The organism is Mycobacterium fragae (genome assembly GCF_002102185.1).
GTDB lineage: Bacteria > Actinomycetota > Actinomycetes > Mycobacteriales > Mycobacteriaceae > Mycobacterium > Mycobacterium fragae.
Genome location: NZ_LQOW01000006.1, coordinates 21,575 through 47,141 on the forward strand (window position 1 = coordinate 21,575; position 25,567 = coordinate 47,141).

Consider the following 25,567-nt stretch of genomic DNA (forward strand, 5'->3'; position numbering starts at 1 on the left):
GAAGCCACTGGGAGGAGCGTGGGCCGATGGCGAGTAGGGGTGCGGACCGCTGGTCTTCGGGCATCAGTTTCCCGAGCGGCCTATCCGGGGCGATGCAGGCTGTCGGAGGGCTGTTCGCGATGTCGGCAGACGCGATCAGGTTTACGTTCCGCAGACCGTTCCAGGCACGAGAATTCCTGGAACAGTCCTGGTTCATCGCACGTGTTTCATTAGCCCCGACGTTGTTGGTGGCCATACCCTTCACGGTTCTGGTCAGCTTCATTCTCAACATCCTGCTGCGCGAATTGGGCGCCGCCGATCTCAGCGGCGCGGGTGCTGCCTTCGGTGCGGTGACCCAGGTCGGTCCGCTGGTGACCGTGTTGATCGTGGCCGGTGCCGGTGCGACGGCGATGTGCGCGGACCTCGGCTCGCGCACCATCCGCGAAGAGATCGACGCCATGGAGGTGCTGGGCATCAACCCGGTCCAGCGGTTGGTGACGCCGCGGATGCTCGCGGCCGGGCTGGTCGCGCTGTTGCTCAACAGCTTGGTGGTCATCATCGGAATCGTCGGCGGCTACGCGTTTTCCGTGTTCGTGCAGGACGTCAATCCGGGCGCGTTCGCCGCGGGCATCACGTTGCTGACCGGAGTGCCTGAGGTGGTCATCTCGTGCGTCAAGGCATCGCTGTTCGGCATCATCGCCGGCCTGGTGGCGTGTTACCGCGGGCTGACAGTGTCCGGCGGGGGAGCCAAGGCAGTGGGCAACGCGGTCAACGAAACCGTGGTGTACGCGTTCATGTCGCTCTTCGTCGTCAACGTCGTGGTTACCGCGATCGGCATCCGATTCACGAGCAAGTGATGGGAGAGATGCCGTGGCGTTGAGAGCTACCTATCCTCGCCTGTTCCAGGTGCTGGGCCAATGGCGCAGGCCCGTCGGCACTCTGAGCTCGATCGGCGACCACACCTTGTTCTACGGCAAGGCGATTGGCGGGATACCTTTCGCGGTGACCCGTTACGGGCGGGAAATCGTGCGTCTCATCGCCGAAATCAGCATGGGTGCAGGGACGTTGGCGATGATCGGCGGAACGGTCGTGATCGTCGGATTTTTGACGCTGGCTGCGGGCGGCACGCTCGCCGTGCAAGGGTATAGCTCGCTCGGCAACATCGGCATCGAAGCGTTGACCGGATTCCTCGCGGCATTCATCAATGTGCGCCTGTCGGCGCCGGTGGTCGCCGGGATCGGCTTGGCTGCCACCTTCGGCGCCGGCGTGACGGCGCAATTGGGTGCGATGCGGATCAGCGAAGAAATCGATGCGCTGGAAGCCATGGCGATTCGGCCGATCTCCTATCTGGTCAGCACCAGGATCGTCGCGGGGATGATCGCGATCACCCCGCTTTACAGCATTGCCGTCATTCTGTCGTTCCTCGCGAGCCAGTTCACCACGGTTGTCCTGTTCGGCCAGTCGGGTGGGCTCTATAACCACTACTTCGACACCTTCCTGAATCCGATCGACTTGTTGTGGTCGTTCTTGCAGGCTGTCCTGATGGCGCTCGCCGTGCTGTTGCTGCACACGTACTACGGATATTTTGCGTCGGGCGGACCGGAGGGTGTCGGGGTCGCGACGGGCAATGCGGTCCGTACCTCGCTCATCGTCGTGGTATCGGTTACGCTGCTGGTCTCGCTCGCCATCTATGGCTCCAACGGAAACTTCAACCTGTCGGGGTAGGGATAAGGTCCGATGGAACACACTGGGATACGCGCACTGACGGGGCTGGCGACCATAGCTATTATCGCCGCGATTGTCGCCGTTGCCATTGGCTTGTTCCGGGGCAGCTTCACCGAAAGCGTGCCGGTTACCGTCATCTCGCCGCGGGCCGGCCTGGTGATGAACAAGGACGCGAAGGTGAAGATGCGCGGCGTGCAAGTGGGCAAGGTCGATTCGATCGAGCCCCTGCCGAACGGTCAAGCCCGCCTCGGCTTGGCGATGTATCCCTCGGATCTGCACCTGATCCCGGCCAATGTGCTCGTCGACATCACGGCGCCAACGGTATTCGGCGCCAAGTTCGTCGAGCTGGTGCCACCGGCTGAGCCATCGGGGCACCTGCAGGCCCGTCAGGTCCTCCACGTCGACCCCAAGAACATCACCGTTGAGATCAACACGGTGTTCAAGCAGCTGAAAGAAGTGCTGGGCACGCTCGACCCCACGAAGCTCAACGAGACTCTCGGGGCTATCGGGCAGGCGCTCAGCGGCCGGGGCGAAAAGATTGGTCAGGCTTTCAGCGATCTGGACTCGTTTCTGGCGAAGTTCGATCCGAGCCTTCCTGCGCTAAGCCGCGACATCGCTCTCTCGGCGCCGGTATTCAATGCCTATGCCGACGCGTCGCCAGACCTGGTGAAAACCGTTGCCAACGCGGCAAAGATCAGCCAGACGTTCGTCGACGAGCAACACAATCTCGACGCACTGCTGGTTAGCGCGATCGGTCTGGCCGACGTCGGTAACGACGTCCTGTCCGCCAACCGGAAGGGTTTGACGGACGTAATTCATCTGCTGCGGCCGACCACCGATCTGACCAACCAGTACAACAAAGCGCTGTGGTGCGGTTTCGCGGGTCTCGCAGAAGACGCGAAGTGGCCGCCGCTGTCGGAACCGAGCATCAATATTGTCGCGAGTCTCACGTGGGGCGCCGAACGTTATCGGTATCCGACGAACTTGCCCAAGGTCGCCGCGACGGGCGGCCCGCAGTGCCTGGATCTTCCGAAGCATACGTTCAACACCAACGCGAAGCTTGTCGTCACAGATACCGGTGCCAACCCTGTGGTCTATGGGAACCAGCAATTGCTGCTCAACTCCGATCTGCTCAAACAGCTGTTGTATGGGCCCATCGTCGGCCCGCCGCGTAACTCGGCTATGGTCGGGATGCCCGGATGAGGGGCTCACTGCGCGGGACGCTCATCAAGTTCGGTGTCTTCGCCGTCGTGATGGCGGTGCTGACGGCGTTTTTGTTCTTCATCTTCGGCCAATATCGCACCGGTGCGACAACGGGGTATTCCGCGGTCTTCAACGATGTGTCGCGTCTGAAGACCGGAGATTCTGTGCGGGTCGCCGGTATTCGGGTGGGCACCGTCAACGGAATCTCGCTGCAGTCGGACAAAAAAGTGGTGGTCAAATTCGACGCCGACCGTAGCGTTGTGTTGACCGACGGCACCAGGGCGGCGGTTCGCTATCTCAACCTGGTCGGTGACCGCTACCTCGATCTGGTCGACGGCCCGGGCTCGACGAAGCAGTTGCCGGCCGGGGGGCAGATTCCGGTGGGCCGCACCGCTCCGGCACTTGACCTCGATCTGCTGCTCGGCGGACTGAAACCCGTTGTCCAGGGCTTGAATGCGCACGATGTCAATGCGCTCTCGGCAGCGCTGTTGCAGGTATTCCAGGGCGAGGGCGCTACCCTTCAGTCGTTGTTCAACAAGACGACATCGTTCTCGAATGCTTTGGCCGACAATGACCAAACGATTCGGCAACTGATCGACAACCTCAACACCGTGGTGGCCACTCTCGACAAGGACGGTGGCAAGTTCTCTGCCGCCATCGATCGTCTCCAGCGCCTGGTCACCGGACTGTCTGACGACCGAAACACCATCGGACCCGCTATCGACGCGTTGAGCAGCGGAACCGCCACGTTGGCAGATCTGCTGACCAACGCGAGGCCGCCGCTGTCGGGCACCATCGAGCAGCTCAGTCGGTTGGCCCCGCTACTCGACAACGACAAAGATCGCCTCGACGCCGCGCTTCAGAAGGCGCCAAAGAACTACCGCAAGCTGGTCCGACTCGGCGTATACGGTGCCACAATCCCGTACTTCATCTGCTCGTTCGCACTGCGTGGCACCGATCTACAGGGCAAGACGGTGATGGCCCCCTGGTTTAGGTCCGAAGCGAAGAGGTGTCAGGAACCCTGATGTTGAAATACCGCGGAACCGGGCTGATCAAGGCGGGCTTCATCGGCGCCGTCTTGATCGTGCTGATCATCCTGGTGGGTCTGTCACCCGATCGGATTATGTCGTTGGCGACGGCCGTCCGGTACCAGGCAGTGTTTTCCGAAGCCGGCGGGCTTGCCGTGGGCAACGACGTGACGGTGTCGGGAATCAAAGTTGGCACGGTGTCGAATATGTCGTTGCGCAACGGCGATGCACTGGTCACCTTCACGATGAAAGGCAGCGTTCCACTCGGAACGGACACCACCGCGCACATTCGCACCGGCACGCTTTTGGGCGAACGCGTGCTCACCTTGGAGTCGGCCGGCACGGGAATGATGCATCCGATGGATGTCATCCCGATGTCGCGTACCGGTTCGCCGTACTCGCTGACCGACGCGGTCAGCGACTTCACGTCGTATGCCGGCGAAACTAACACCGCGACCTTGAACAAGTCCCTGGACACGCTGTCGGCAACGCTCAACCAGATCGCCCCGCAGTTGGGGCCCACTTTCGACGCCGTCACCCGGTTATCGCGAAGCCTCAACAGCCGCAACACATCCCTGGACGCGCTACTCAAAAGTGCCAGCGATGTCAGCGGAATCCTGTCCGAACGCAGCCAACAGGTCAACAAGCTCATCCTCAACTCCGACGACCTGCTTCAGGTCTTGGTGACGCGCCGACAAGAAATCGTCTCGCTTTTGGCCAACACCTCGACGGTGGCCAAACAGCTGTCCGCATTGGTACACGAGAACGAAAGCAAGTTGGCGCCCACGCTGGAGAAGCTGAATTCGGTGACCGCGATGCTGGAAAAGAACCGCGACAACATCAGCAAAGCACTGCCCGGCCTCGCGAAATTCGAGATCACGGTCGGTGAGGCGATCTCCAGCATGTATGCCTACCAAGCGTTCGCCCCGAACGCCGCTCTTCCGGAACTCTTCGGGCCGTTCCTGGATTACCTCTGGGGATTCCGCACCTTCGACACCGCGCGCGGCCCAGGCTTCCCGTCACCGGTACCGCGGTCCTTGGTGCCCTTCCCGTACAACGGTATTCCAGAGTGCCCTGGCTGTACGTTGGGCGGACGGATCGGAGGGGGACAGTGACTATCTCGGCGAACTCACGCCTCCCTCGGATCCCCCGTAACAGGCTCACGGCCATCGCGGCGGTGGTCCTGGCCGGGCTCATTATTGCCGGGACCGCATTGGTTGTGCGTGACGTGTTCTTTGGTCCGCGGACCATAACCGCCTACTTCACCAGTGCCACTGCGATTTACCCCGGCGATGAAGTGCGGGTCTCCGGTGTCAAGGTCGGCACGATCAAATCCATCCAGCCCGCGGGCACGCAGGCCAAGATGATCCTCAAGGTCGACCACGGCGTGCCGATTCCGGCGGATGCGAAGGCGGTCATCGTCACCCAGAATTTGGTGGCTGCTCGTTATGTCCAACTCACTCCCGCCTACCGGAATAGCGGCCCAGTCATGGCCGACGGGGCGGTAATACCGGTGCAACGCACGGCCGTGCCTATCGAGTGGGACGAGGTCAAAACCCAATTGATGCGGCTGGCAACGGATTTGGGTCCCAATCCCAAGGTGTCGACGCCATCGATCGCCCGGTTCGTCGACAGCGCGGCCAATGCACTACAGGGTAACGGCGAGAAGCTACGCCAGACACTCGCGCAACTGTCAGGCGTGGGCCGGATCATCGCCAATGGCAGCGGCAACATCGTCGACATCGTCAAGAATTTGCAGACCTTCGTCACCGCACTGCGCGACAGCAACGTCCAGATCGTGGAATTCAACGACCGGCTGGCCACACTCACCAGCGTGGTCAACGACAGCAGATCCGACCTGGACGCGGCGCTGACCGACCTGTCGACGGCAGTGGGCGAAGTGCAGCGATTCATCGCTGAAACCCGTGACCAGGCCAGCGAGCAGATTCAGCGACTGGGCGATGCCCTCCAGCCTGTCGTCGACCAGCACATGGCTCTGGAAAACATTTTGCACGGCGCGCCGAACGCGCTCAGCAACTTCTTCAACGATTACAACGCCGACACCGGAACTATTGTGGGCGGGTTCGGGCTCATCAACGAGGCCAATCCTACGTGGGCCGGCATGCTTTTTCCGCTTCCCGTCCCCGGCTGCACGCAATTGCAAACGATCGAGAGTGTCACTGCCGTCGAATCGGGCAAGCTGTGCGCGCTGTTTATGGGTCCCGGGTTGCGGGTGCTCAACTTCAACAACGTGCCCTTCCCCATCAACGCGGTCATCCAGAAGTCAGTGGACCCCGCCAATGTTGTCTACAGTGAACCGCGCCTCGCACCCGGCGGCGAGGGTCCGAAGCCCGGACCGCCCGAGATGCCGCCCGCGGTGTCGGCATACACGGGTCTGCCGGGCGATCCCGTCGGACCGCCGGGGGCAGTGCCGCCGGCGCGGATACCGGGCGCCGCGATGCCGCTGCCTCCGCCGGCGTCGACTCCGGCCCCCCCGCCACCGCTGCTGCCGGCCGAAGGGACACACCCATGATGCGCCGGCTGCCGTTCCGCCAGGTACTCGCTATCGGCTCCTGCGTCATGCTGACTGTGACCGGATGCGCTTTCCACGGCCTCAACTCACTACCGTTACCCGGCGCGGTGGGGCGCGGTGCGGGCTCCGACATCTATCACGTCGAGCTCGCGAATGTCCTGACGATGGAGTCGAATTCGCCGGTGATGATGGACGACGTCGTGGTCGGCAGCGTGGGCCCGATGAAGGTCGCGCGCGACCCGGAGAAAGGCTGGATCGCCGACGTCGAGATCTCGGTGAAGCGCGACGTGACCATTCCCGCCAACGCGGTGGCCAGCGTCGGCCAGACCAGCCTGCTGGGCTCCATGCATGTGGAGCTCAATCCGCCGCTTGGCCAACTCGGTACCGGACGGCTGCGCCCGGGCGCCACCATCCCGCTGGATCGTTCGTCGGTCTATCCCTCGACGGAGCAAACTCTGTCGTCGCTGTCGCTGGTCGTGAACGGGGGCGGACTGGGCCAGATCGGGGAGATCATCCACAATTTCAGCGCCGCGCTGTCCGGACGGGCGGGCGCTGTTCGCGATTTGATCAATCGGCTCGACACGTTCGTGGGAACGCTCGACCAGCAGCGGGACAACATCGTTACGTCGATCCAGGCGCTGAACCGGCTTGGCCAGACATTCGCAGCACAGCGGGACGTTCTCACCGACGCGCTGCGCAAGGTACCGCCCGCTCTCGAGGTGTTCATCAAGGAGCGGCCACGCTTGACGGCGGCTTTGGATCACCTGCGCGTGTTCAGCAACACTGCCACCGGGCTGATCAACAACACTCAGGCCGACTTGGTCAAGGATCTGAAAAACCTGGAGCCGACCATCCGCGCGCTCGCCGACGTCGGACCGGGGCTCAATTCGGCGATCGCCGCGTCGACGGTCTTCCCGTTCACGCAGAACTTCGTCGACCGGGCCGTTCGAGGTGACTACTTCAACTTGCATTTAACGTTCGACCTGACTATTCCCAAGCTCAAGTCGGCCCTGCTGCTTGGGACACACTGGGGACAACTAGGGGAACAGTTGGTACCCGCGCCCGGGGAACCGTATTACCTGAATTACACACTCGATCCATTCAATGGCGGCTTTGGTCCCCGACCGGGGCCTCCGCCACCGGGTGCGCCGCCGCCAGCTGCTCCGCCACCCGGCGGCCCGCCGCCGGCACCCGCGGCTGCGCCACCGCTATTCAGCGCCCCGCTACCGGGACCTGCGGCTCCGCCACCGGGACCTGCCGCTCCGTTACCGGGACCTGCGGCTCCGTTACCGGGACCTGCGGCTCCATTACCGGGACCCGCCGTTCAGCCGCCGCTGCCCGGCCCTGCGCCAGCCGGAGCGCCCGGCCCTGCGTCAGCCGGAGGGCTGCCGCCAGGGGCAGTCCCCCCGATGCAGGGAGGCGGATAGATGCTGTCGCGCTTCGTCCGGATCCAGCTGGCGATTTTCACGATCGTCGGAACCATCGGCGTCATCGCGATGGTGCTCTTCTACATTCAGGCGCCGACCCTGCTCGGCATCGGTCGGATGACCGTCACGCTCGAGCTGCCCGCCAGCGGTGGCCTGTACCGGTTCTCCAATGTGACTTACCGCGGCGTGCAGGTCGGCAAGGTCACCGGGGTGGCGCTCACCGCGAACGGCGCGAAAGCGACCCTGTCGCTTGGCACCTCACCCAAGATCCCCGCGAACCTGCAAGCACGGGTGCTAAGCGTCTCGGCGGTGGGCGAGCAGTATGTGGACTTGCAGCCACGAACCGATTCGGCGCCGTATCTGCACAACGGGTCGGTTATTGCCATGCGTGACACCACAATCCCGCAAGCGGTCGGACCGCTGCTCGATCAGGTGAGCGCCTTGCTCAACAGCCTTCCCAAGAACAAAATCGGCCAATTGCTCGACGAGTCGTTCCAAGCCTTCAACGGGGCCGGATTCGATCTGGGATCGTTGTCCGACTCGACCTCACGAATCTCCGCCGACGCCAACAGCGTTGTCGACCGCGCCCGCACCCTGACCGAAGACACGGGGCCGCTGCTGGAATCGCAGGCAAAGACCGCCGACTCGGTTCGTACCTGGGCGCGTAGCCTCGCGGGGATCTCCGACGTGCTGGTCACCGACGATTCCCGGCTTCGCACCCTGCTGCAAAACGGTCCCGGGGCCGCGGACGAGGCGTCGCGGCTCTTCGAGCAGATCAAACCGACGCTGCCGGTGTTGCTTGCCAACCTGACCACCATCGGGCAGATCGGCGTCACCTACCACCCCTCGCTGGAGCAGCTGCTGGTACTGCTACCGCCGTCCGTTTCCTACATACAAACGGCAGCCTCGTTCAACCATCCCGACGGTTGGTCCAAAGGCGACTTCGCATTCACCGTCGACGATCCGCCCACTTGCACGGTCGGCTTCTTGCCACCAAACATGTGGCGATCCCCGAACGACACCAGTGACATCGACACGCCGGACGGGTTGTACTGCAAACTGCCGCAGGATTCACCGATTGGGGTTCGCGGCGCCCGCAATTACCCGTGCATGGATAAGCCTGGAAAGCGTGCGCCAACCGTTGAAATCTGTAAGAGCGACAAGCCGTTCATGCCGCTGGCGATGCGCCAGCATGTCCTCGGCCCTTACCCCCTGGATCCAAACCTGCTCTCGCAGGGCATACCACCCGATGACCGGGTCACGTCCAACCAAAGGATCTTCGGCCCGATCGAGGGAACACCGTTGCCACCGGGGGCGGTGCCGCGCGGAACACCCCCCGGCCCGCGGGGAGAAAATCCTCCGCCGGGCACCCTCGGAGCGGCTGCTCCGCCGGCACAGTCGTCGGCCACCATGTCGACGCAGGCGCGCGACTTTCCAGCCATAGCACCACTTGACGTCCCCGCGCCGGGCGACATTCCCCCACGACCCGACGCGCCCTTGCCACCCGCCGCTCCGCCGCCCGCCGCCACTCCGCCACCAGCCGCCGTTCCATCACCACCCGACACGGTCAACGGTGCACGGCCGCAGGCTGCCCCAAGTGCATTCGGGGCCAAGGCATCTAAGCCCATCCCCACGGTCGCGGTTGCCCACTACGATCCGCGCACCGGTCATTACGTCGCGCCAGACGGAAAGTTGTACCAACAATCGAATCTTGTGACGTCCAAGGCGCCCAAGAAATGGGAGGACCTACTTCCGACGTAAAACCTGGTCAGCCTATTTTGTCCAGCCTGAGCGGCATCTCGATAATAAGCCAATTGTTTTGCCCGCAGGCGCCGCTCGGGCCGACCGTCCTGTCCTTTCCGGCGAGCACCGGTGACCCAATTTGGAATTCACCGTTACCCTCGGGACTAACTGGATAGAAGTAGAAGGTCTGCTGTCCGGTGAACGCGGTGCCGTCTTGGCACCGCTCCCAATTCGGAACATCACGTCTGGCGTACCAGATTTGTCCGTCTGTCATATTGACGGGCGCCGTCCATCCCTGGTCGCTCGTCAGCGTGCCGTCGCATGTCTGAAAATTGGAGCATGACGAGCTGATCGTCCATGTGCTGACGACCGTCGGCTCGCCGTTGTACTGATCATTGTACTTAGCCCAATTGCCGATTGACGTGACGCGGTACGTCCCGTTGATCGCGACCTCCTCCTTCGTCGTTGCTCGGGCCGTGGAGGCCGGACCCAAAATGCTGAATACGTTGGCAGCCAACAGTATCGCGGTAGTGATCGTTCCAGCTGAACGCATCGTGTGCTCCTCGACGGGCATTAACCGACGATGCCCATGCGATTTTGTCGAAACCGGTAGCGGCGTTCTCGTGCGATGAGAATAGCACCGGCGGTATGGCCGGGTAAGGGCTTGAACGGATGTCAGATTGCTCGGCTCCTTACTCGTAAGCTTCGCTTACTCGCCGTCGCCTCGGATGTCAGATTGCTCGGCTCCTTACTCGTAAGCTTCGCTTACTCGCCGTCGCCTCGGAGCCAGACACGGTCATCCGAACGGATCCAACTTCGAGATCAGCCAGGAACCGTTGACCTTCGTGAGCGTTATTCGCACGCTGCTGGGGGTTGCCAGCGGTTGTGGCTTCTCCTTACTACTCGTGGTCTCGTTGAGGAACACCAGCACGACCGCTGAGTCCGGGTGCAGTTCTGATACGGCCGCTCGAACCACCGCGGCCTTCTGCATGATGTGCTTTTGCTGCACCATCGGCGTGACGTACTGCTGCGTGAACTTGTTGTAGTAGTCCAGAAAGGCCCCGGTGAGATGTGACTTCGCGGTGGCGAAGTCACGAGCCATGCTGTCCGGCGAGTACGAGAGGGACGCAACAGCACCGTCTGAAGCTGCCCGAATCGCCTGTTGGGCCGCGGCATCATCCACCTGTCGATCCGGGCGGTATAGAAAAAAGAACAAACCGACGGCAAGCCCCACCGCAGCAATTACCGACGCCGCCACGAGAATTGGACGCCTGTTCGCCAGACCTCGGTCGGTCAGGCGCCTGATCGCGACCATTCTGGTCGGACGCGCATCGGCGGGCGGCGGATCCTCCGTGTGCTCAGTCGGCGATTCCGGGTCCTCGACTGCGGACTCTGGATCTTCGCGCGGCGACTCTTGCTCGGAAGTCATTTGACGAATTCGAGTTTCGACATCTTGAGCTGACCGCCGTCCCGCTCGAGATTGACGCTGAGCCGCCAGAAGACCGGTGGCCGTTTCGATTTGTCGGCGTTGGTGGTGTCGGATTTCGCAACCACCAGGACGACCGCCGACTTGTCGGTCATCGACTCCACAGCAGCGTCTTCCACGGTGGCCTTCGTGATGACCTTCGCATCCTGTGCATTTTTGACCAGGGTGGTTGCGGTCGCTTGCAGCTGGCTCTTGAGCGTGCCCGTCGTGTTGTCAATGACACGCTGCACGTTCTCCGTTGCGTGGCCGGGGTCAATCGACATCATCGTCTCGACCCCTTGCCGGGCCGCTGCGGTGAACTCAGCCGCGTGCTTCCGCTCGTTGACGAGCGTGAGGTGCTGCCACACCATGTAACCGCTCGCCGCGAGGGAGACGGAGATGACCACGATCGCCGCGACACGTACCGCTTGGCGTTCGGGCCGACGCAGCCACCGGCGGCGCGACTTCGTGGCGGTTGGCTCGAGTACGCCCTCAGCTTGCTGGCGCAGCTGCAGCGCCCGGGTACGAGCCTCCTCGGCGCGCGCTTCGGCCCGAGCGGCCTCTTCTTCGGCTTCCGCTAGCGAGGCAAGCGCGTCGGCAGCGGATTCTGAGCTCACCCTGTGATCTCCCGGTCGCTTCCAGCCATGCAGGAGAGAACCACATTATCACCGCCACGCCGTGGGCTTCGATGTGGTCAGCGGGCGGACGTCGGAGAAGAGCGATCGACGATGCCCTTGTCTTTAGTCGCGATCTTCTCCGAAGAGGAGAATTTTCTTATCGCCTGTGCAAGACTACGTCGGTGCGTTTCATCGTGGCGATGGTTGCTGCGCTGATAGGCGCCGCAATGTTGATGCCGCCGCCGGCCTCCGCCGGGCCGACGGTGTGCGACTACCCGGCATGCACGCCGGGCATCATGCCGCACCAAGTCCTCGGCGCGCCGTGCGACAACACCACGTACTACGTGTTCGGGACCGCGGACTATAACGTTTCGTTCGCCTCAGAGCCGGGACGGCTGATGTTCTGTGGCTCGCCGAGGAGATATCAGCCCAGATGGTTCCGGTCACCTCCGATGGCTGGAGTCAAGGAAGAGAATTCGGACTGCCACATCTGGACGAATTACGTTGCGCAGGCACCTGACGGCCTATTCCTTGTCTGCATTGCGCAGGAGGGCCATAGCTTCTGGACGCGCGCCGACACCTAGAAGTCATTGCGTCACAAACGCGTTGCGCGGGATCGTCAACGGCAAGTCCACCGAGCTCAGCAGTCCCGGTTCTGCTGCAACAACATAGGGCACGGCATTCAGCACACGCATCGCGGTGGCGACCATTGGGCCTGCCCCCGAAGTCATTCCGGCGATGCCGGCCTTGTGGGGATCCTTCAAAGTGGCGGCCAGCGTGCAGTCGATATCGGGATCGCCGGTGATCACGACGCGGTAGGACAGATCTCCGACGCCGGTGGGCCAGTCTGGCGCGACATCGTGTGCGAGCCGGGTGACATGCTCGATGACGATGGCCTCGCGTCCGTCGACCACGCCGATCGCCTGCATGCGCAGTGCCCCGCACGTCCCGGCCTCGACGGTGCCCATCGCGACGTTCAAGGTCCGATGCGTCACCGCGCGATCGAATGATTCGCGCACTTCCTGGACCTCGACCCCGAGCGCATCGGCGATCAACCGAATCTGGCCCTGCCATTCGCCGGCGATCGCGCCGGGATAGCTGATCCACGGCTGGTAGTCGAGCGGCTGGCCGAAACCCAGCCCGTTGATCATGATGTCGGGAACTCCGTAGTCGTCGTACAGCCCGATTTCGAACGCGTGAATCTTCTCGATCGACGATGACTGCGTCGACAGCACCAGCGGCAAGTAGTCGGCGGCGAAGCCCGGCTCGATTCCCGACGCGTACAGGGAGGCGTGGCCCTGCTTTGCCGCGGCGACGAGCTGGTCGCGCCATTCCGCGGGTTCGTAGGCGTGCGGGTTGACCAGTCGCGTGGTGCTTGTCGTGACGACGTTGATCCCCGCCTCGAGAAGCTTGACGTAGTCCGGGATCGCCAGCGCATCACGTTCGGGGCCACTGGCCGCATAGATCACGCAGTCGGGCTTGAGTGCAATCAGCGCGTCGGCGTCGTTGGTGGCGGCAAGTCCGATCGGCTCGCCGTTGGCGAGCTCGCCCGCGTCCTTACCGACTTTCTGTTCGGAATGCACCCACACGCCGACCAGGTCGAGGTCGGGGCGTCGCTGGATGGCGCGGATGGCGATCGACCCGATGCCACCCGTCGCCCACACCACCACACGGTATGAATCGTCGGCCATTACGTTGCTTCCTCGCGTCGATGGTCGCTGCGAACAAACATTAGGTTACAGTCGATGCACATGTTCACGCTCAGGTTCGACATGCGCGCTCCCGCCTGGGCCGCGCCGGCCGCCGACCTCTACTCCGCGGCCATCGACATGTGCGCTTGGGCGGAGAACCGGGGTGCGATCGTCGCGGTGCTCTCCGAACACCACGGCGCCGACGACGGGCATCTTCCGACCCCGCTGATCTTGGCCTCGGCAATCGCCGCCAGAACAACCAAGTTGGCGATTCTCCTAGCCGCGGTACCGATTCCGCTGTGGGACCCGGTGCGATTGGCCGAAGAGATGAGCGTCTTGGACCTCATCAGCAACGGACGCGTGTCCTATGCGCTCGGCATCGGCCATCGCGCTGAGGAATACGACCACTTCGGGATGGACATGGCGACCCGGGGCCGGGTCGCCGATGAGATGCTGGCCGTACTCGGCCCGTTGGTGCGCGGCGAGCCCGTCGAATATCGGGGTCGCCGGATCCATGTCACCCCGCCCTGTGCATCCGCGGGCGGACCATTGATGATGATCGCCGGTGGCAGCAGAGCCGCAGCCAGGCGTGCCGCCACGCACGGCCTCGGCTTGATCTCCCAGACCGATTCGCCGGGTCTGAAGGAATACTACGAATCGCAATGCCGCGCCGCCGGCCACGAGCCCGGAGTCGTTCAGTTTCCAATGCCGGGCGCTCCCACAGCGGTTTTCGTCGCCGAGAACGAGCAGGCCGTCGACGAGGCGTGGCAGGTGTTGGGACCGCATCTGCTGCACGACGCCACCACGGCCGCGTCGTATCGCCCCCACGACGACTCGGTCGCCAGCATCACCCGCGCCGACAGTGTGGCCGCGCTTCGTGCCGACGGCGGCCCGTACCGCATTCTCACTTCCGACGAGGCGACCGAGTATGTGCGCAATGGGCGGCCGCTGCCGCTGCACCCGCTCTGTGGCGGCATTCCACCCGATGTTGCCTGGCCATACCTGGAACGTGCTGCGCCCGCCGCCCAAAAGTAAGGAGACAAGCGAGTGCGTACCGTCGTGTGGTCGACCGGGGGAGTCGGATCAATCGCGATCGATGCCATTCGACGTCGGCCCGATCTGGAACTGGTTGGCGTATGGGTACATTCACCCGACAAAGTCGGCAAGGATGCCGGCGAGTTGGCCGGTGTTGAGCCGATCGGGGTGACGGCCACCCATGACGCCGATGAGCTCATCGGCCTCGCACCCGATTGCATCGTCTACGCCGCGAGCGGACCCGAGCGTGACGGCGCGGCGGTGCCCGACTACCTGAGCTTCTTGGAGGCGGGGATCAACGTCGTGTCGACGTCGTCGACCAGTCTGGTCTACCCGCCGTCGTACTTCGCCCCGAACTGGCGAGATCAGCTGGAGGCGGCGGCCAAGGCCGGCGGGGCGTCGTTCTATGCATCCGGCATCTTTCCCGGCTTCGCCTCCGATCAGCTCGCACTGCTCATGACAACGCAGTCGAAGAACATCCGCAGCATCACCGCCAGCGAGGTCGCGCTGAACGATCACTACCCGGTGGCCGACGTGATGATGGACGGAATGGGTTTCGGCCGACCGCTGGATTTCGAACCGATGCTGAAAACACCCAGGTTCATCGAAATGGCTTGGAAGGCACCGATATCCCTGATAGCAAGCGGCCTCGATGTGGAAGTGGAAGAGGTGCGCGGTTCCCTCGACCGTGAATTGACCCACCGGGATATCGAGGTGGCCTTCGGCACCATCAAGTCGGGCACTTGTGGTGCGGTGCGAACCCGCGCCGCGGGGGTGGTCAACGGCCGCGAGGCCATCGTGATCGAGCACGTCATCCGGATGGCGCGCAACGTCGCACCCGACTGGCCGACCTCTGAATTCGACGCCACCTACCGGGTCGATATCGAAGGCGATCCCGACATCCACTGTGCGATGACGCTCGGGCAAGCAGAGGGCCACGCTGCAGGCCATGCCGCCATGACGTCCACCGCCATGCGCGTGGTCAACGCGATCCCCTACGTGGTCGACGCGCCGCCAGGTCTGCTCTGCTCGCTGGATATCCCGACGACGCTGCCGCGCCACGTATTTGACTAAGCGTTGACGCAGCTGGGTGCCTTCCGTAGCGTACGTGGCACAAAGATTAGGTCGTCTAGGAGCCGTCGTGTACATCCTGCGCTTCGACATGCGGGACCCGAGCTGGGCGGCGCCCCCGGCTGCGCTCTACGGCGCGGTGCCGGAGATGTGCGCATGGGCCGAGGATCACGGCGGCGCCGCCGCCGTGTTCTGTGAGCACCATGGGTCCGAGGACGGCTACCTGCCATCCCCCTTCCTGCTTGCCTCCGCCGTTGCCGCGCGAACGCAGCGCCTGGCCTTGAGCCTGATCCTGATTCTGCCGTTCTACGAACCCGTTCGTCTCGCCGAGGACATGGCAGTCCTCGACATCCTCAGCGGTGGTCGGGCGTCGTACATCTTGGCGTTGGGATACCGGCCCGAGGAATACGAGATATTCGGCCTGTCACTTCGCGACCGAGGGCGGCTGGCCGACGACAAGCTGGGACTGCTGCGACAACTACTGGCCGGCGAAACGGTCGTTGAAAACGGACGGCGGATCATGGTGACACCGCTCCCGCAGACCGCCGGTGGGCCGGGAATGATGTGGTGGGGCGGCGGCAGTCTGGCAGCGGCCCGAAGGGCCGGCAGGTACGGCCTGGGCATGTTGGCCAACGCGAATATCCCCGGCATGCGGGAAGCTTACGAGGAGTCCTGCCGCAAGCACGGACACGCGCCGGGCGCGACATTTTTCCCCGACCGCGACAGCCCTTCAGCCACGTTCGTCGCCGATGACGTCGACCAGGCCTGGTCGGAACTGGGCGAGTATCTGCTGCACGACGCGCGTAGCTACGCGGCGTGGAACCCCGGCAACGAGACGTCCGCGGGTATCTCACACGTGAATACCATTGCCGAGCTGCGCGACACATCGAAGTCCCACGTGATTATCTCGACGTCGGAAGCGATCTCGCGGGTTCGCGCCGGCGAGGTGCTCACCCTGTCGCCGTTGTGCGGTGGGTTGCCACCGGAACTCGCCTGGCCCTACCTCAAGCGCGTCGGCGAGGTCGTGTTGCCCGAGGCGCTGTCGGAGAGAAAGGCGTCACTATGACCAGGACGGGTACCACCGAGGTTTACTACGACCCATTCGATTTCGAGATCGACGACGACCCCTATCCGATCTGGAAGAGGCTGCGAGACGAAGCCCCGCTGTATTACAACGACAAGTACAACTTCTATGCGTTGAGTCGGTATGAGGATGTTTCGCGTGAGCTGATGAACTTCGACACGTTCAGGTCGGGTCGTGGCACAACGATGGACATCATCATGAGTGGTGTCGAGGTTCCGCCCGGGATCATCCTGTTCGAGGATCCGCCCATTCATGATCTGCATCGCCGTTTGCTGTCAAGGGTTTTCACGCCGCGGCGAATGGAATCGATCGAGCCGCTGACGCGAGACTTCTGCATACGTGCGCTCGATCCCTTGGTGGGCACGGGCAGGTTCGACTTCATCGAGAATCTCGGCGCGCTGGTCCCGATGCGCACGATCGGCTACCTACTGGGCATCCCAGAAGAAGGCCAAGAGTCGATCCGCGACCACGGCGGTCGCCAGCTCACGCTCAAGGAGGGCACGTTCAGGCCTGCCAAGAAAGAGTTCTTCGAGCAGAGCTATCAGATGTTTTCCGACTATATCGATTGGCGGGTGGACCATCCCTCCGATGACCTGATGACCCAGCTGCTCAACGCCGAGATCGAGGACAACGGCGCGACACGGCGGCTGACGCGAGTCGAGGTGTTGCAATACACCGGCATGATCGCCGGTGCGGGCAACGAGACGACGACACGCCTGATCGGTTTCATCGGCCAGCTGCTGGCCGAACATCCCGATCAGCGCCGACAGATCGTGGACAACCCGTCGCTGATTCCGATGGCCATCGAAGAGGTTTTGCGCTACGAAGCGCCGTCACCGGTGCAAGCGCGCTATGTCGCCCGTGACGTCGAGTGCTACGGCACCACGGTTCCCGAGGGCTCGATCATGTTGCTGCTCAACGGATCGGCCAACCGCGACGAACGCAGGTATCCAGAAGGCGACAAGTTCGACATCCACCGCGGCGACACTCATCTGAGTTTCGGCCACGGGCTGCACTTCTGCCTGGGCTCCGCCTTGGCGCGTATGCAGGCCAGGGTGGCGTTGGAGGAGGTCATCAAGCGTTGGCCCGACTGGGAGGTCGACTACGCGAACGCGCGCAAAGCGCATACCTCCAGCGTGCGCGGGTGGGCGAAGCTACCTGTCGTCACCGGCTAACTCTTTGCGCCGAACATCGAGTTGTCGGGCGGAATCCGCCGTTTTCGCCCCGACAACTCGACGCTGGACCGGGAGACCTACGGGGGTTGGTTCGGCACGCCCGGGAACAACTGGCCCGTCGGCCCTGCGGTCACCCAACCGCCCAGCTTCGTGGCGAGATGCGGCGCGAAAACCGCGCCATAGAGCGCGTTTCCGATGATGACGACAGCGATGATGGACAGCACCGACGATTGAAGGCGGCTCCTCGACGTCTTGTCAGCCCACATCTCGATCACATTTCGGCCTTCGGAATCAGTCCGTCCGAGCAGATAGGTGAAGACCATCATCTGGATGCCCAGTGCGAGCGAGTCGTAGACCGGGTACTGGTGCTTGGTCCCCTCGAATATCGCGAGCCCGGGAATCACCCGGCCGTAATAGAAGACGCCGAGCCGTGCTCCGATGAACGCGTTGAAGACGAAGGCCCAGCAGAAGCCGACGACCAGGCCGACGGTCACCAGGGTAATCGGCCTGCGCCAGTGAAACTTTGCGCTCAACCATCGCCCCAGCCCGGTGCCGATAACGGCGGGCAGCACGAAGTAGGACATGTAGCCGACGGGCACGGACGAGGGCAGACCACCCCACGTCATGTTCAATGGCCACCACGACGGCATGCGGGGCAGCGCGGGCGGAAACTGCGCGTACATCGCCCAGTCGTAAGGCGCCTCGATCCACGAGAACGAGATCGCCGAGATACACAGAAGCAGCAGTGGATGCAGCCGGCGTCGGCGATAGCTCAGGTACACACCGATCGCGAAAAACGTGATGCCTCCGACGTAGGCGAAGGCTATGGCCGCCTTCATCAACGGCGTCAACTCGGCGCTCATCGGTCCAGCTCTTGGCGGGGTGCGTGACGCGCTTCCGGATCGAAGCGCAGCACGATACCGAAGATCAGGACGATCAACCCGAACAGCGTGCCAAGCATGATGACGGCGCCCACGCCGGCACCCCTTTCGACAAGAGCTCGACAGTATAGATAGTGGATACTATCTTAAAGGTTGTGGTTCAGCGAGCAACAGCTCCAGCGACGCGACGGCCCCGTGGTGAGCCGCGCAAACTTCTGCTGGACGCCGCCCGAGCCCTCTTCGCCCGACAGGACTACCGCAGCACCACAACCCGCGAAATCGCGCAGGCCGCCGGCGTCACCGAACACCTGCTGTTCCGCCACTTCGGCTCGAAGGCTGCGCTGTTTCGCGAAGCCCTCGTCCTGCCGTTCACCGGCTTCGTCCAGGAATTCGGCCGGACGTGGGAATCGGTCGTTCCCGAGGAGACCGGCGAGGAGGAGCTGGCGCGGCATTTCGTCGGGCAGCTCTACGACGTCTTCGTCGAGCACCAGGGCCTCCTTCTGACGCTCATGGCATCGCAGGCGCTCAGCGAGGAGGAGCTGGCCGACACCGGCATTGCCGACATCAGGCGCGCCCTCAGGGTCCTCGGCCAGATCAGCGCCGAGGGCATGCACCTACGCGGGATGCGCTCGGATCATCCCGATCTGCCGGCGCACTCGACGGTGGCGATGATCGCCGGCATGGCCGCGTTGCGTTCGACCTACTTCGGAGCCAGGCAGCCCTCGAGGAAAGTGATCGTTGACGAACTCGTCCAAGCGATCCTGCACGGCTTCCTGCACCGGAACGAGTGAGGAGACAATGACACATACCAGTGCGATCGAGTTGTATTACGACCCGCTCGACATCGAGATCGACGACAACCCATATCCGGTGTGGAAGCGCATGCGCGAAGAAGCACCGCTGTACCACAACGAAAAGTACAACTTCTATGCGCTGAGTCGATACGACGACGTGGCGCGCGAACTGCCGAACTGGGAGACCTACCGATCCGGTCGCGGGACCACCGCCGACATCTTGTTCAACAACATAGAAGTGCCGCCGGGCATCCTGCTGTTCGAGGATCCACCGCTGCATGATCTGCACCGCCGCCTGCTGTCCCGGGTTTTCACGCCGCGGCGCATGCTTGCCGTGGAATCCCTGGTGCGTGGATTCTGCGTCCGGGAGCTGGACCCGTTGGTCGACGTCGGCGGCTTCGATTTCATCGCTGATCTCGGTGCGATGATGCCGATGCGGACCATCGGCTATCTGCTGGGCATTCCTGAAGCGGATCAAGAGAAGATCCGGGACCGCAATGGAGCCTTCATCGAAATGCCCAAGGGGGGCAAGCCCGGTGAGGTCAATCCGAATCTGTTCGAGGACACCATCATCATGTTCGCCGAGTACATCGAATGGCGCGCCAATCATCCATCGGATGACCTGATGACCGAGCTGCTGCAGGCCGAGATCGAGGAGCCCGACGGTACGCGGCGCCAGCTGTCCCGCACCGAAGTGCTCGCCTACACGGCGATGATCGCCGGCGCCGGAAACGAGACCACCGCCCGGCTCATCGGCTTCATGGGCCAACTGCTGTCCGATCACCCGGATCAACGCCGCGAACTCGTCGCCGACCCGTCGCTGATCCCCGCCGCGGTCGAGGAAACGCTGCGCTACGAATCCCCGTCGCCGGTGCAGGCTCGCTATGTCGCCCGCGATGCCGAGCACTACGGCCACGTCGTACCGGAAGGCTCGTTCATGTTGCTGCTCAACGGTTCCGCCAACCGGGACGAGCGGCGGTTCCCCGATCCGGACCGCTACGACATCCACCGTCAGGGCGGCCACCTCAGCTTCGGTCAGGGCCTGCACTTCTGTCTCGGCTCGGCGCTGGCCCGTTTGGAAGCTCGGGTGGCCTTCGAAGAGGTCCTCAAACGCTGGCCCGAGTGGGAAGTCGACTACGACAACGCTGAGCGGGCGCACACCTCGAGCGTGCGCGGGTGGGCGCGGTTACCGGTCTTCACCGAGAGTCGACGATGATGTCGTGCGAAAGCAGCGCCGAGGCAATCAAAATCGGCGAGGAGTAATCGTCAACCGGCCGCAGTGAAGGTGAGGTGCAATTCGCTGAGCCCGCGCAGGATGTAGGTCGGCTCGTAGGCATAGCGACGTTCGCCGGCCGGTCCGTGTTTGGCTTCGTTGATTGCGATCTCGGACATCCGGTCCAGGATGCGTTCGATCGACACGCGGCCCTCCACTCGGGCGAGCGGTGCACCGGGGCAGGAGTGCACACCGCGGGCAAACGCCATGTGCTCGCGCACGTTCTTGCGGTCCAACTGGAACTCGTGCGGGTTCTCGAACCGCCGCGGATCGCGATTGACCGCGCCCGGCAGCACCATCACGATGGTGCCGGCGGGGATGTCGACGCCGGCCACCGTGGCGGGTCGGCGGGCCAGCCGGGAGTCGCTTTTGACCGGGCTTTCCATCCGCAGGGATTCCTCGATGAACGCCGGAATCAAGCTGCGGTCATCCCGCAGCCGCTGCTGGATGTCGGGCCGGTCGCCGAGCACCTGCAGCGCCGCGGAGAGCAGCTTGGCGGTGGTTTCCTGTCCGGCGGCGAAAAGGAAAGTGGCCGAGCGGCTCACCTCGATGACCTCGGGAGTGGATCCGTCCGGGTACTTGGCCGTCGCCAACGCGGTCAGCACATCGTCGCGCGGAGCACCGCGCCGGTCCTCGATGTAGGAGCAGAACTTGTCGTCGAGCCATTGCAGCGGATTGATGCCCACCGATTCGTGGTCGAGCGCCCCCACTCGCGCGCCGGGACGATCGGCTCCTAGGACCGTGCGGAATTGCTTGTGGTCTTCCTCCGGGACACCGAGCAGGTCGGCGATCACCAAAGTGGCGAAGGGCTTGGAATATTCGGCGATGAACTCGCATTCGCCCTCGCCGAGGAACTCCTCGAGCTGGCGGTCGGCGAGGCGCCACATGAAGTCCTCGTTCTCCTTCAGTCGGCTCGGGGTCAACAGCCGGCTCAAAAGCGACCGAGCGCGCGTGTGGTCAGGCGGATCCATGGTCACCATGTGCTCGAACATCGGGAACTGATCGCGATGCGCGTCGATCAGGGAACTGAGGTCATCACAATCGACTTCGAATGGCAACGGCGGGAACGGCCCGCCGAGCGCGACGCAGTTCGAGAACGTGTCGGTGTCCTTGTAGACCGCGTTGGCCTCCTCCCAGCCGGTGACGGCGACGACGTTGTGGTGCGGGAGCCGGACAACCGGGTTTTGGCTACGCAAGTAGTCGAAGTAGGGGTGCGGGTCGGGGACCAGAGACGCGTCGGTGAAGAAATCGATCGACTCGAACGTTGAATCGAGAGTTGTCATGGTGTTACGCGCCTCCCGAGGCTTGGGCTGTTTGTCGGCGGCAAGACGTCGCGCCGCCCGTATGAGATCGACAAAGGTGCTGAGCACCTGCTTAGCATGGGGCTAATGTTGTGGTCAAGGTCGTGGCGTCGACCGACGCTACGATCGGCATGTCCACCAGGTGATCGGCGGGAGGTCGGAGCCACGCCATGACATCGGCGCGCAGGATCGGGGCACCGGACGCCAAGAACCGCGGCGTGCTGCTCGATGCTGCCGAGCAGCTGATGCTCGAAGAGGGTTATGCCGCAGTGACTTCCCGACGCGTTGCCGAGAAGGCGGCGCTGAAGCCGCAGCTCGTTCACTACTACTTCCGCACGATGGACGACCTGTTCCTGGCCGCGTTCCGCCGTCGTGCCGAGGAAGGGCTTCGGGTGCAGGCCCAGGCCCTGCAGTCGCCGCAACCGCTGTGGGCGCTGTGGCGGTTCAGCACCGACACCGCGGCCACCGCGGTGACGATGGAGTTCGTTGCCCTGGCCAACCATCGCAAAGCGCTCAAAGCCGAAATCGCCTATTACGCGGAGCGTTTCCGTGAAGAGCAACGGAAGGCGCTGTCGACGGTTCTCGAGCGGTACGGCACGCAGGCCGCCCAGGTCCCCCCGCTGGTGTGGTCGGTGCTGATGACAAGCGTTTCCCGGGTGCTGGTGATGGAACAAGCGCTCGGCATGTCCGCCGGGCATGCCGAAACCGTGGCGTTCGTCGAGCGCTATCTCCACCAGCTGGAGGGCGCTCCCGAGCTGGCTCACCAGTGACGTATCGAACAGAGCACGCCCTTGGCGCCGTCCTTGGACACGACGACCTTCCCGTCGACGATGAGTGCGCAGTGGAACTGCGGTGTGCCCGGCTCGGTACCCGTGCTGACGACCACCATGGCGTACACGTCGGGCTTCGACAGCATCACGACAGGTGAGACCCAGGGGTGGCCCGGCGCGATATCGGCGTTCACGTGGGGCGTGTACTGGTACGGATTGTGGCTGTAGTCGGCAAAGATCGCCGGCTCCTGATCCAGGTAATAGATGTCGGCGTAGATCGGGTTGGCCGCGGTGATGACGTATCTGATCTCATGCTTGACCGGGTCGTCGGCGCGTGACGGCGGGGGGTATGCCGTCGCGAGCAGCGTCGCCATCACCAGGCCAAGGATGGTCTTACCGATGGTTTTCATGTCCCACCTCCGACATTGCCGCGGTTCATCACCCTATCGGCGGCCTGCCAGTGGGCGTCGTCAACCCACAGCCGCGCGAAGGCCGTGACCGCCTCCTCGGGGGAAACCCCGTCGATGACACGCTTGATCTCGCCGGCGGGGCGGGTCGCCAGGGCCCGGGCCATCCGGCGCCACTCTTTCTCGAAGGTGGATCGCGGCAATACCCGGTCGATCAGCCCTAAGCGCTCGGCTTCGGCGGCATCGAGCACGGCCCCGGTTCCTGCCAACAGCAGCGCCCTGCTCTTGCCGACCAGTGCGGTCAGCCGCTCGGCGCCGCCCCAGGCCGGCATGATCTCCAGCGCCACCTGATTGAACCCGATCTTGATGTCGTCGGCGGCCACCCGGATGTCGGCGGCCACCGCGACCTCGGCGCCGCCACCAAGAGCATGACCGTTCAGGGCGGCGACCACGGGCGCGGGAAAGTCGGCCAGCCGGTCGCAGATCGATCGCATCCGCCAGGCCATCGCCGCCGCGTCTTCCTCGGTTCTGATCGAACTGAGCTCTTTGAGGTCCCCGCCGGAGACGAATGCCCGGTCGCCGGCGCCGGTGATCGCCAGGGCGCTGGCGCCCTCGGCCGCATCAAGGGCCTTCTCAAACTGGTCCATGGTGTCCAGCGCGATCGCGTTGCGCGCGTGCGGACGGTCGATGGTGAGCACCGCGAGACCCTGGTCGAACTCCAGGTCAACCATGGGCGGGCTCCGTCGGTGATATTGGCATTCTCCTCAGCGGAGAATAGCATCGCCATTGTTTTTTCAAGACCCAAACATTTTGCCGGTCGGAGCCTCACTATGCGCCATATTCCCGCTGAACTGGTCTCGCGATACGAGGAAGCGGGCTGGTGGACTCGGGAGACCATCGGGCAGGTGCTGGCCCGTGGCCTGCAGGCCGCCCCGCACGCGGGCTTTCGGGTGTATTCGCAGGTGCGGCCGTTCGCAGGAACGTTCCGGGACGTCGAGCGCGTTGCCCGTCGGCTCGCCGCGGGCCTGCGCGCCAGAGGCGTCGACGCCGGCGACGTGGTGGCATTCCAGTTGCCGAACTGGATGGAAGCCGCGGCGACGTTCTGGGCCACGGCGTTTCTGGGGGCGGTGCAGGTGCCGATCGTGCACTTCTACGGCCGCAAGGAGCTGGAGTACATCCTGACGTCGACCAAGCCACGGGTGTTCATCACCGCCGAGGAGTTCGGCCGGATGACCTATCAGCCCGATCTGTGTGCCGACATCGAGGTTGTCGGCCTGGTCGGGCGGGACTTCGACGATCTGCTGGCCAACGAGCCCATGGCCCACACGGTTGTCGCCGACCCGGCGGGCCCGGCCTTGATCGCGTTCACCTCCGGCACGACGAGCGCGCCCAAGGGCGTGATCCACAGTCACCGCAGCCTCGCTTGCGAGTCGCGGCAACTGGCCGGGCAGATCCGGTCGATCGGCGACAACCAGCTGATCGCGACACCGGTCGGCCACTTCATCGGAATGCTGGGCGCCTTGCTCATCCCGGTGCTCAACGGCAACCCGGTGAACCTGATCGACGACTGGAATCCCGGCGAAGTGCTGAGGTTGATGGAACGCGACGGCCTCACGCTCGGCGGCGGGCCACCCTACTTCGTCACCAGCCTGCTCGATCACCCCGATTGCACGCCCGCGCACCGGGCTCGCATCAAGTGCCTGGGCCTGGGCGGGTCGACGGTGCCGGCCGCGGTGACCCGGCGGCTTTCGGATCTGGGCATCATCGTGTTCCGGTCCTACGGCAGCACCGAGCACCCGTCGATCACCGGTTCGAGCCTCGACGCACCAGAAGACAAACGACTGCTCACCGACGGCGACCCGATGCCGGGAGTGGAGATCCGGTTGGCGCCCGACGGCGAGATCTGCAGCCGCGGCCCCGACCTGTGTTTGGGGTACACCGACGACGCATTGACCGCGGCCGCCTTCGACGACGACGGCTGGTATCACACCGGAGACATCGGCGTGCTGGACGCCGACGGCTACCTGACCATCACCGACCGCAAGGCCGACCTCATCATCCGCGGCGGCGAGAACATCAGCGCGCTGGAAGTCGAAGAGGTGTTACTGGGAATGCCCGGAATCGCCGAAGCCGTGGTGGTCGCCGCGCCCGACGCCGATCTCGGCGAGCGGGTCGCCGCCGTGTTGCGCCTCAAACCGGGCCACGCGATGCCCACCACGGAGGCCGTCCGCGCGCACTTCGCCGGACAGGGCGTGGCCCGGCAAAAGTGGCCCGAGGTTTTGCTCCTGGCCGGCGACTATCCGCGCACGGCGAGCGGCAAGGTGCAGAAGCGTCTGGTCCGGGAGGCGTTGCGGTAGCGTCGAGG

The 25,567-nt window shown here is 63.8% G+C and carries 25 protein-coding genes; 17 read left to right on the forward strand and 8 right to left on the reverse strand.

Features of this window, described 5'->3' with window-relative positions; genetic code table 11:
• Positions 1-26 precede the first annotated feature (26 nt).
• Genes AWC06_RS04095 through AWC06_RS04130 form a run of 8 tightly spaced genes read left to right on the forward strand, consistent with a single transcriptional unit; the run spans position 27 to position 9,656 of the window.
• Entirely contained in the window at positions 27-836 is an 810-nt protein-coding gene (locus AWC06_RS04095) for an MlaE family ABC transporter permease (RefSeq protein ID WP_085194667.1), read from the forward strand.
• Between the two features lie 13 nt (positions 837-849).
• Entirely contained in the window at positions 850-1,704 is an 855-nt protein-coding gene (locus AWC06_RS04100; RefSeq protein ID WP_085194669.1) for an MlaE family ABC transporter permease, read from the forward strand.
• Between the two features lie 12 nt (positions 1,705-1,716).
• Positions 1,717-2,907 carry an MCE family protein gene (locus AWC06_RS04105; RefSeq protein ID WP_085194671.1) on the forward strand — a complete coding sequence of 397 codons (1,191 nt, stop codon included), beginning with the start codon at positions 1,717-1,719 and terminating at the stop codon, positions 2,905-2,907.
• A complete protein-coding gene (locus AWC06_RS04110; protein ID WP_085194673.1) occupies positions 2,904-3,932 on the forward strand; it encodes an MCE family protein in 1,029 nt (342 codons plus the stop codon). The genes AWC06_RS04105 and AWC06_RS04110 overlap by 4 nt, the downstream gene beginning before the upstream one ends.
• Positions 3,932-5,050 carry an MCE family protein gene (locus tag AWC06_RS04115; RefSeq protein ID WP_085194675.1) on the forward strand — a complete coding sequence of 373 codons (1,119 nt, stop codon included), beginning with the start codon at positions 3,932-3,934 and terminating at the stop codon, positions 5,048-5,050. Before AWC06_RS04110 ends, AWC06_RS04115 begins: the two co-directional genes overlap by 1 nt.
• Complete coding sequence (locus tag AWC06_RS04120; RefSeq protein ID WP_227371148.1) at positions 5,047-6,468, forward strand: MCE family protein; 1,422 nt, start codon at positions 5,047-5,049, stop codon at positions 6,466-6,468. Before AWC06_RS04115 ends, AWC06_RS04120 begins: the two co-directional genes overlap by 4 nt.
• Positions 6,465-7,895: an MCE family protein gene (locus AWC06_RS04125; protein ID WP_085194676.1), complete on the forward strand. Its 1,431-nt coding sequence runs from the start codon at positions 6,465-6,467 to the stop codon at positions 7,893-7,895. The genes AWC06_RS04120 and AWC06_RS04125 overlap by 4 nt, the downstream gene beginning before the upstream one ends.
• A complete protein-coding gene (locus AWC06_RS04130; RefSeq protein ID WP_085194678.1) occupies positions 7,896-9,656 on the forward strand; it encodes an MCE family protein in 1,761 nt (586 codons plus the stop codon).
• A gap of 7 nt (positions 9,657-9,663) precedes the next feature.
• Here the strand turns inward: AWC06_RS04130 and AWC06_RS04135 are convergent, their stop codons facing one another.
• From AWC06_RS04135 to AWC06_RS04145, 3 genes are all read right to left on the reverse strand, one after another.
• The gene (locus tag AWC06_RS04135) at positions 9,664-10,191 is read right to left on the reverse strand and encodes an Rv2253/PknI dimerization domain-containing protein (RefSeq protein WP_085195097.1); all 528 of its coding nucleotides are present in this window, start codon (positions 10,189-10,191) and stop codon (positions 9,664-9,666) included.
• 243 nt (positions 10,192-10,434) lie between these two features.
• The gene (locus AWC06_RS04140; RefSeq protein ID WP_085194680.1) at positions 10,435-11,067 is read right to left on the reverse strand and encodes a hypothetical protein; all 633 of its coding nucleotides are present in this window, start codon (positions 11,065-11,067) and stop codon (positions 10,435-10,437) included.
• Positions 11,064-11,720 (reverse strand): hypothetical protein, encoded by a 657-nt coding sequence (locus AWC06_RS04145; protein WP_085194682.1) that lies wholly within the window; start codon positions 11,718-11,720, stop codon positions 11,064-11,066. The genes AWC06_RS04140 and AWC06_RS04145 overlap by 4 nt, the downstream gene beginning before the upstream one ends.
• Before the next feature lie 200 nt (positions 11,721-11,920).
• Between AWC06_RS04145 and AWC06_RS04150 the strand changes: the two genes are divergently transcribed.
• Positions 11,921-12,304, forward strand: coding sequence for a hypothetical protein (locus AWC06_RS04150; protein WP_211281893.1), 384 nt, complete (start codon positions 11,921-11,923; stop codon positions 12,302-12,304).
• 3 nt (positions 12,305-12,307) lie between these two features.
• Here the strand turns inward: AWC06_RS04150 and AWC06_RS04155 are convergent, their stop codons facing one another.
• The gene (locus tag AWC06_RS04155) at positions 12,308-13,411 is read right to left on the reverse strand and encodes an NAD(P)H-dependent amine dehydrogenase family protein (protein ID WP_085194684.1); all 1,104 of its coding nucleotides are present in this window, start codon (positions 13,409-13,411) and stop codon (positions 12,308-12,310) included.
• Positions 13,412-13,471: 60 nt separating this feature from the next.
• Here AWC06_RS04155 and AWC06_RS04160 point away from each other — a divergent pair, with 60 nt between their 5' ends.
• The 4 genes from AWC06_RS04160 to AWC06_RS04175 all read left to right on the forward strand — a co-directional run bounded on the left by AWC06_RS04160 (position 13,472) and on the right by AWC06_RS04175 (position 17,776).
• On the forward strand, positions 13,472-14,446 hold the full coding sequence (locus AWC06_RS04160; RefSeq protein ID WP_085194686.1) for an LLM class flavin-dependent oxidoreductase: 975 nt from the start codon (positions 13,472-13,474) through the stop codon (positions 14,444-14,446).
• Between the two features lie 12 nt (positions 14,447-14,458).
• Positions 14,459-15,520 (forward strand): NAD(P)H-dependent amine dehydrogenase family protein, encoded by a 1,062-nt coding sequence (locus AWC06_RS04165; protein ID WP_085194688.1) that lies wholly within the window; start codon positions 14,459-14,461, stop codon positions 15,518-15,520.
• Between the two features lie 67 nt (positions 15,521-15,587).
• Complete coding sequence (locus tag AWC06_RS04170; RefSeq protein WP_085194690.1) at positions 15,588-16,583, forward strand: LLM class flavin-dependent oxidoreductase; 996 nt, start codon at positions 15,588-15,590, stop codon at positions 16,581-16,583.
• Positions 16,580-17,776 (forward strand): cytochrome P450, encoded by a 1,197-nt coding sequence (locus tag AWC06_RS04175; RefSeq protein WP_085194692.1) that lies wholly within the window; start codon positions 16,580-16,582, stop codon positions 17,774-17,776. Before AWC06_RS04170 ends, AWC06_RS04175 begins: the two co-directional genes overlap by 4 nt.
• Before the next feature lie 77 nt (positions 17,777-17,853).
• Here AWC06_RS04175 and AWC06_RS04180 read toward each other — a convergent pair whose 3' ends face one another.
• Positions 17,854-18,639, reverse strand: a complete 786-nt coding sequence (locus tag AWC06_RS04180) for a spirocyclase AveC family protein (protein WP_085194693.1) — start codon at positions 18,637-18,639, stop codon at positions 17,854-17,856.
• Positions 18,640-18,812: 173 nt separating this feature from the next.
• Between AWC06_RS04180 and AWC06_RS04185 the strand changes: the two genes are divergently transcribed.
• Both AWC06_RS04185 and AWC06_RS04190 read left to right on the forward strand, forming a co-directional pair.
• Positions 18,813-19,448 carry a TetR/AcrR family transcriptional regulator gene (locus AWC06_RS04185; RefSeq protein WP_085194695.1) on the forward strand — a complete coding sequence of 212 codons (636 nt, stop codon included), beginning with the start codon at positions 18,813-18,815 and terminating at the stop codon, positions 19,446-19,448.
• Between the two features lie 7 nt (positions 19,449-19,455).
• Positions 19,456-20,667 carry a cytochrome P450 gene (locus AWC06_RS04190; RefSeq protein ID WP_085194697.1) on the forward strand — a complete coding sequence of 404 codons (1,212 nt, stop codon included), beginning with the start codon at positions 19,456-19,458 and terminating at the stop codon, positions 20,665-20,667.
• Between the two features lie 50 nt (positions 20,668-20,717).
• Here the strand turns inward: AWC06_RS04190 and AWC06_RS04195 are convergent, their stop codons facing one another.
• Entirely contained in the window at positions 20,718-22,007 is a 1,290-nt protein-coding gene (locus AWC06_RS04195) for a cytochrome P450 (RefSeq protein WP_085194699.1), read from the reverse strand.
• Between the two features lie 188 nt (positions 22,008-22,195).
• Between AWC06_RS04195 and AWC06_RS04200 the strand changes: the two genes are divergently transcribed.
• Positions 22,196-22,795: a TetR/AcrR family transcriptional regulator gene (locus tag AWC06_RS04200; RefSeq protein WP_085194701.1), complete on the forward strand. Its 600-nt coding sequence runs from the start codon at positions 22,196-22,198 to the stop codon at positions 22,793-22,795.
• On the opposite strand, the gene AWC06_RS04205 is transcribed toward AWC06_RS04200, so the two are convergent.
• On the reverse strand, positions 22,786-23,205 hold the full coding sequence (locus AWC06_RS04205; protein WP_372458188.1) for a hypothetical protein: 420 nt from the start codon (positions 23,203-23,205) through the stop codon (positions 22,786-22,788). The two genes, AWC06_RS04200 and AWC06_RS04205, sit on opposite strands and share 10 nt — an antisense overlap.
• The gene (locus tag AWC06_RS04210; RefSeq protein ID WP_085194702.1) at positions 23,202-23,933 is read right to left on the reverse strand and encodes an enoyl-CoA hydratase/isomerase family protein; all 732 of its coding nucleotides are present in this window, start codon (positions 23,931-23,933) and stop codon (positions 23,202-23,204) included. Before AWC06_RS04210 ends, AWC06_RS04205 begins: the two co-directional genes overlap by 4 nt.
• 99 nt (positions 23,934-24,032) lie before the next feature.
• Between AWC06_RS04210 and AWC06_RS04215 the strand changes: the two genes are divergently transcribed.
• Entirely contained in the window at positions 24,033-25,559 is a 1,527-nt protein-coding gene (locus tag AWC06_RS04215) for an AMP-binding protein (protein WP_085194704.1), read from the forward strand.
• The last annotated feature ends 8 nt before the right edge of the window (positions 25,560-25,567 follow it).

Coding starts and splice junctions, on each gene's coding strand:
- AWC06_RS04105 (WP_085194671.1), top strand. CDS start 1,717: ATGGAACACACTGGGATACGCGCACTGACGGGGCTGGCGACCATAGCT.
- AWC06_RS04125 (WP_085194676.1), top strand. CDS start 6,465: ATGATGCGCCGGCTGCCGTTCCGCCAGGTACTCGCTATCGGCTCCTGC.
- AWC06_RS04205 (WP_372458188.1), bottom strand. CDS start 23,205: ATGAAAACCATCGGTAAGACCATCCTTGGCCTGGTGATGGCGACGCTG.
- AWC06_RS04180 (WP_085194693.1), bottom strand. CDS start 18,639: ATGAGCGCCGAGTTGACGCCGTTGATGAAGGCGGCCATAGCCTTCGCC.
- AWC06_RS04215 (WP_085194704.1), top strand. CDS start 24,033: ATGCGCCATATTCCCGCTGAACTGGTCTCGCGATACGAGGAAGCGGGC.
- AWC06_RS04200 (WP_085194701.1), top strand. CDS start 22,196: ATGACATCGGCGCGCAGGATCGGGGCACCGGACGCCAAGAACCGCGGC.
- AWC06_RS04140 (WP_085194680.1), bottom strand. CDS start 11,067: ATGACTTCCGAGCAAGAGTCGCCGCGCGAAGATCCAGAGTCCGCAGTC.
- AWC06_RS04095 (WP_085194667.1), top strand. CDS start 27: ATGGCGAGTAGGGGTGCGGACCGCTGGTCTTCGGGCATCAGTTTCCCG.
- AWC06_RS04135 (WP_085195097.1), bottom strand. CDS start 10,191: ATGCGTTCAGCTGGAACGATCACTACCGCGATACTGTTGGCTGCCAAC.
- AWC06_RS04190 (WP_085194697.1), top strand. CDS start 19,456: ATGACACATACCAGTGCGATCGAGTTGTATTACGACCCGCTCGACATC.
- AWC06_RS04160 (WP_085194686.1), top strand. CDS start 13,472: ATGTTCACGCTCAGGTTCGACATGCGCGCTCCCGCCTGGGCCGCGCCG.
- AWC06_RS04110 (WP_085194673.1), top strand. CDS start 2,904: ATGAGGGGCTCACTGCGCGGGACGCTCATCAAGTTCGGTGTCTTCGCC.
- AWC06_RS04130 (WP_085194678.1), top strand. CDS start 7,896: ATGCTGTCGCGCTTCGTCCGGATCCAGCTGGCGATTTTCACGATCGTC.
- AWC06_RS04115 (WP_085194675.1), top strand. CDS start 3,932: ATGTTGAAATACCGCGGAACCGGGCTGATCAAGGCGGGCTTCATCGGC.
- AWC06_RS04210 (WP_085194702.1), bottom strand. CDS start 23,933: ATGGTTGACCTGGAGTTCGACCAGGGTCTCGCGGTGCTCACCATCGAC.
- AWC06_RS04150 (WP_211281893.1), top strand. CDS start 11,921: ATGGTTGCTGCGCTGATAGGCGCCGCAATGTTGATGCCGCCGCCGGCC.
- AWC06_RS04195 (WP_085194699.1), bottom strand. CDS start 22,007: ATGACAACTCTCGATTCAACGTTCGAGTCGATCGATTTCTTCACCGAC.
- AWC06_RS04175 (WP_085194692.1), top strand. CDS start 16,580: ATGACCAGGACGGGTACCACCGAGGTTTACTACGACCCATTCGATTTC.
- AWC06_RS04155 (WP_085194684.1), bottom strand. CDS start 13,411: ATGGCCGACGATTCATACCGTGTGGTGGTGTGGGCGACGGGTGGCATC.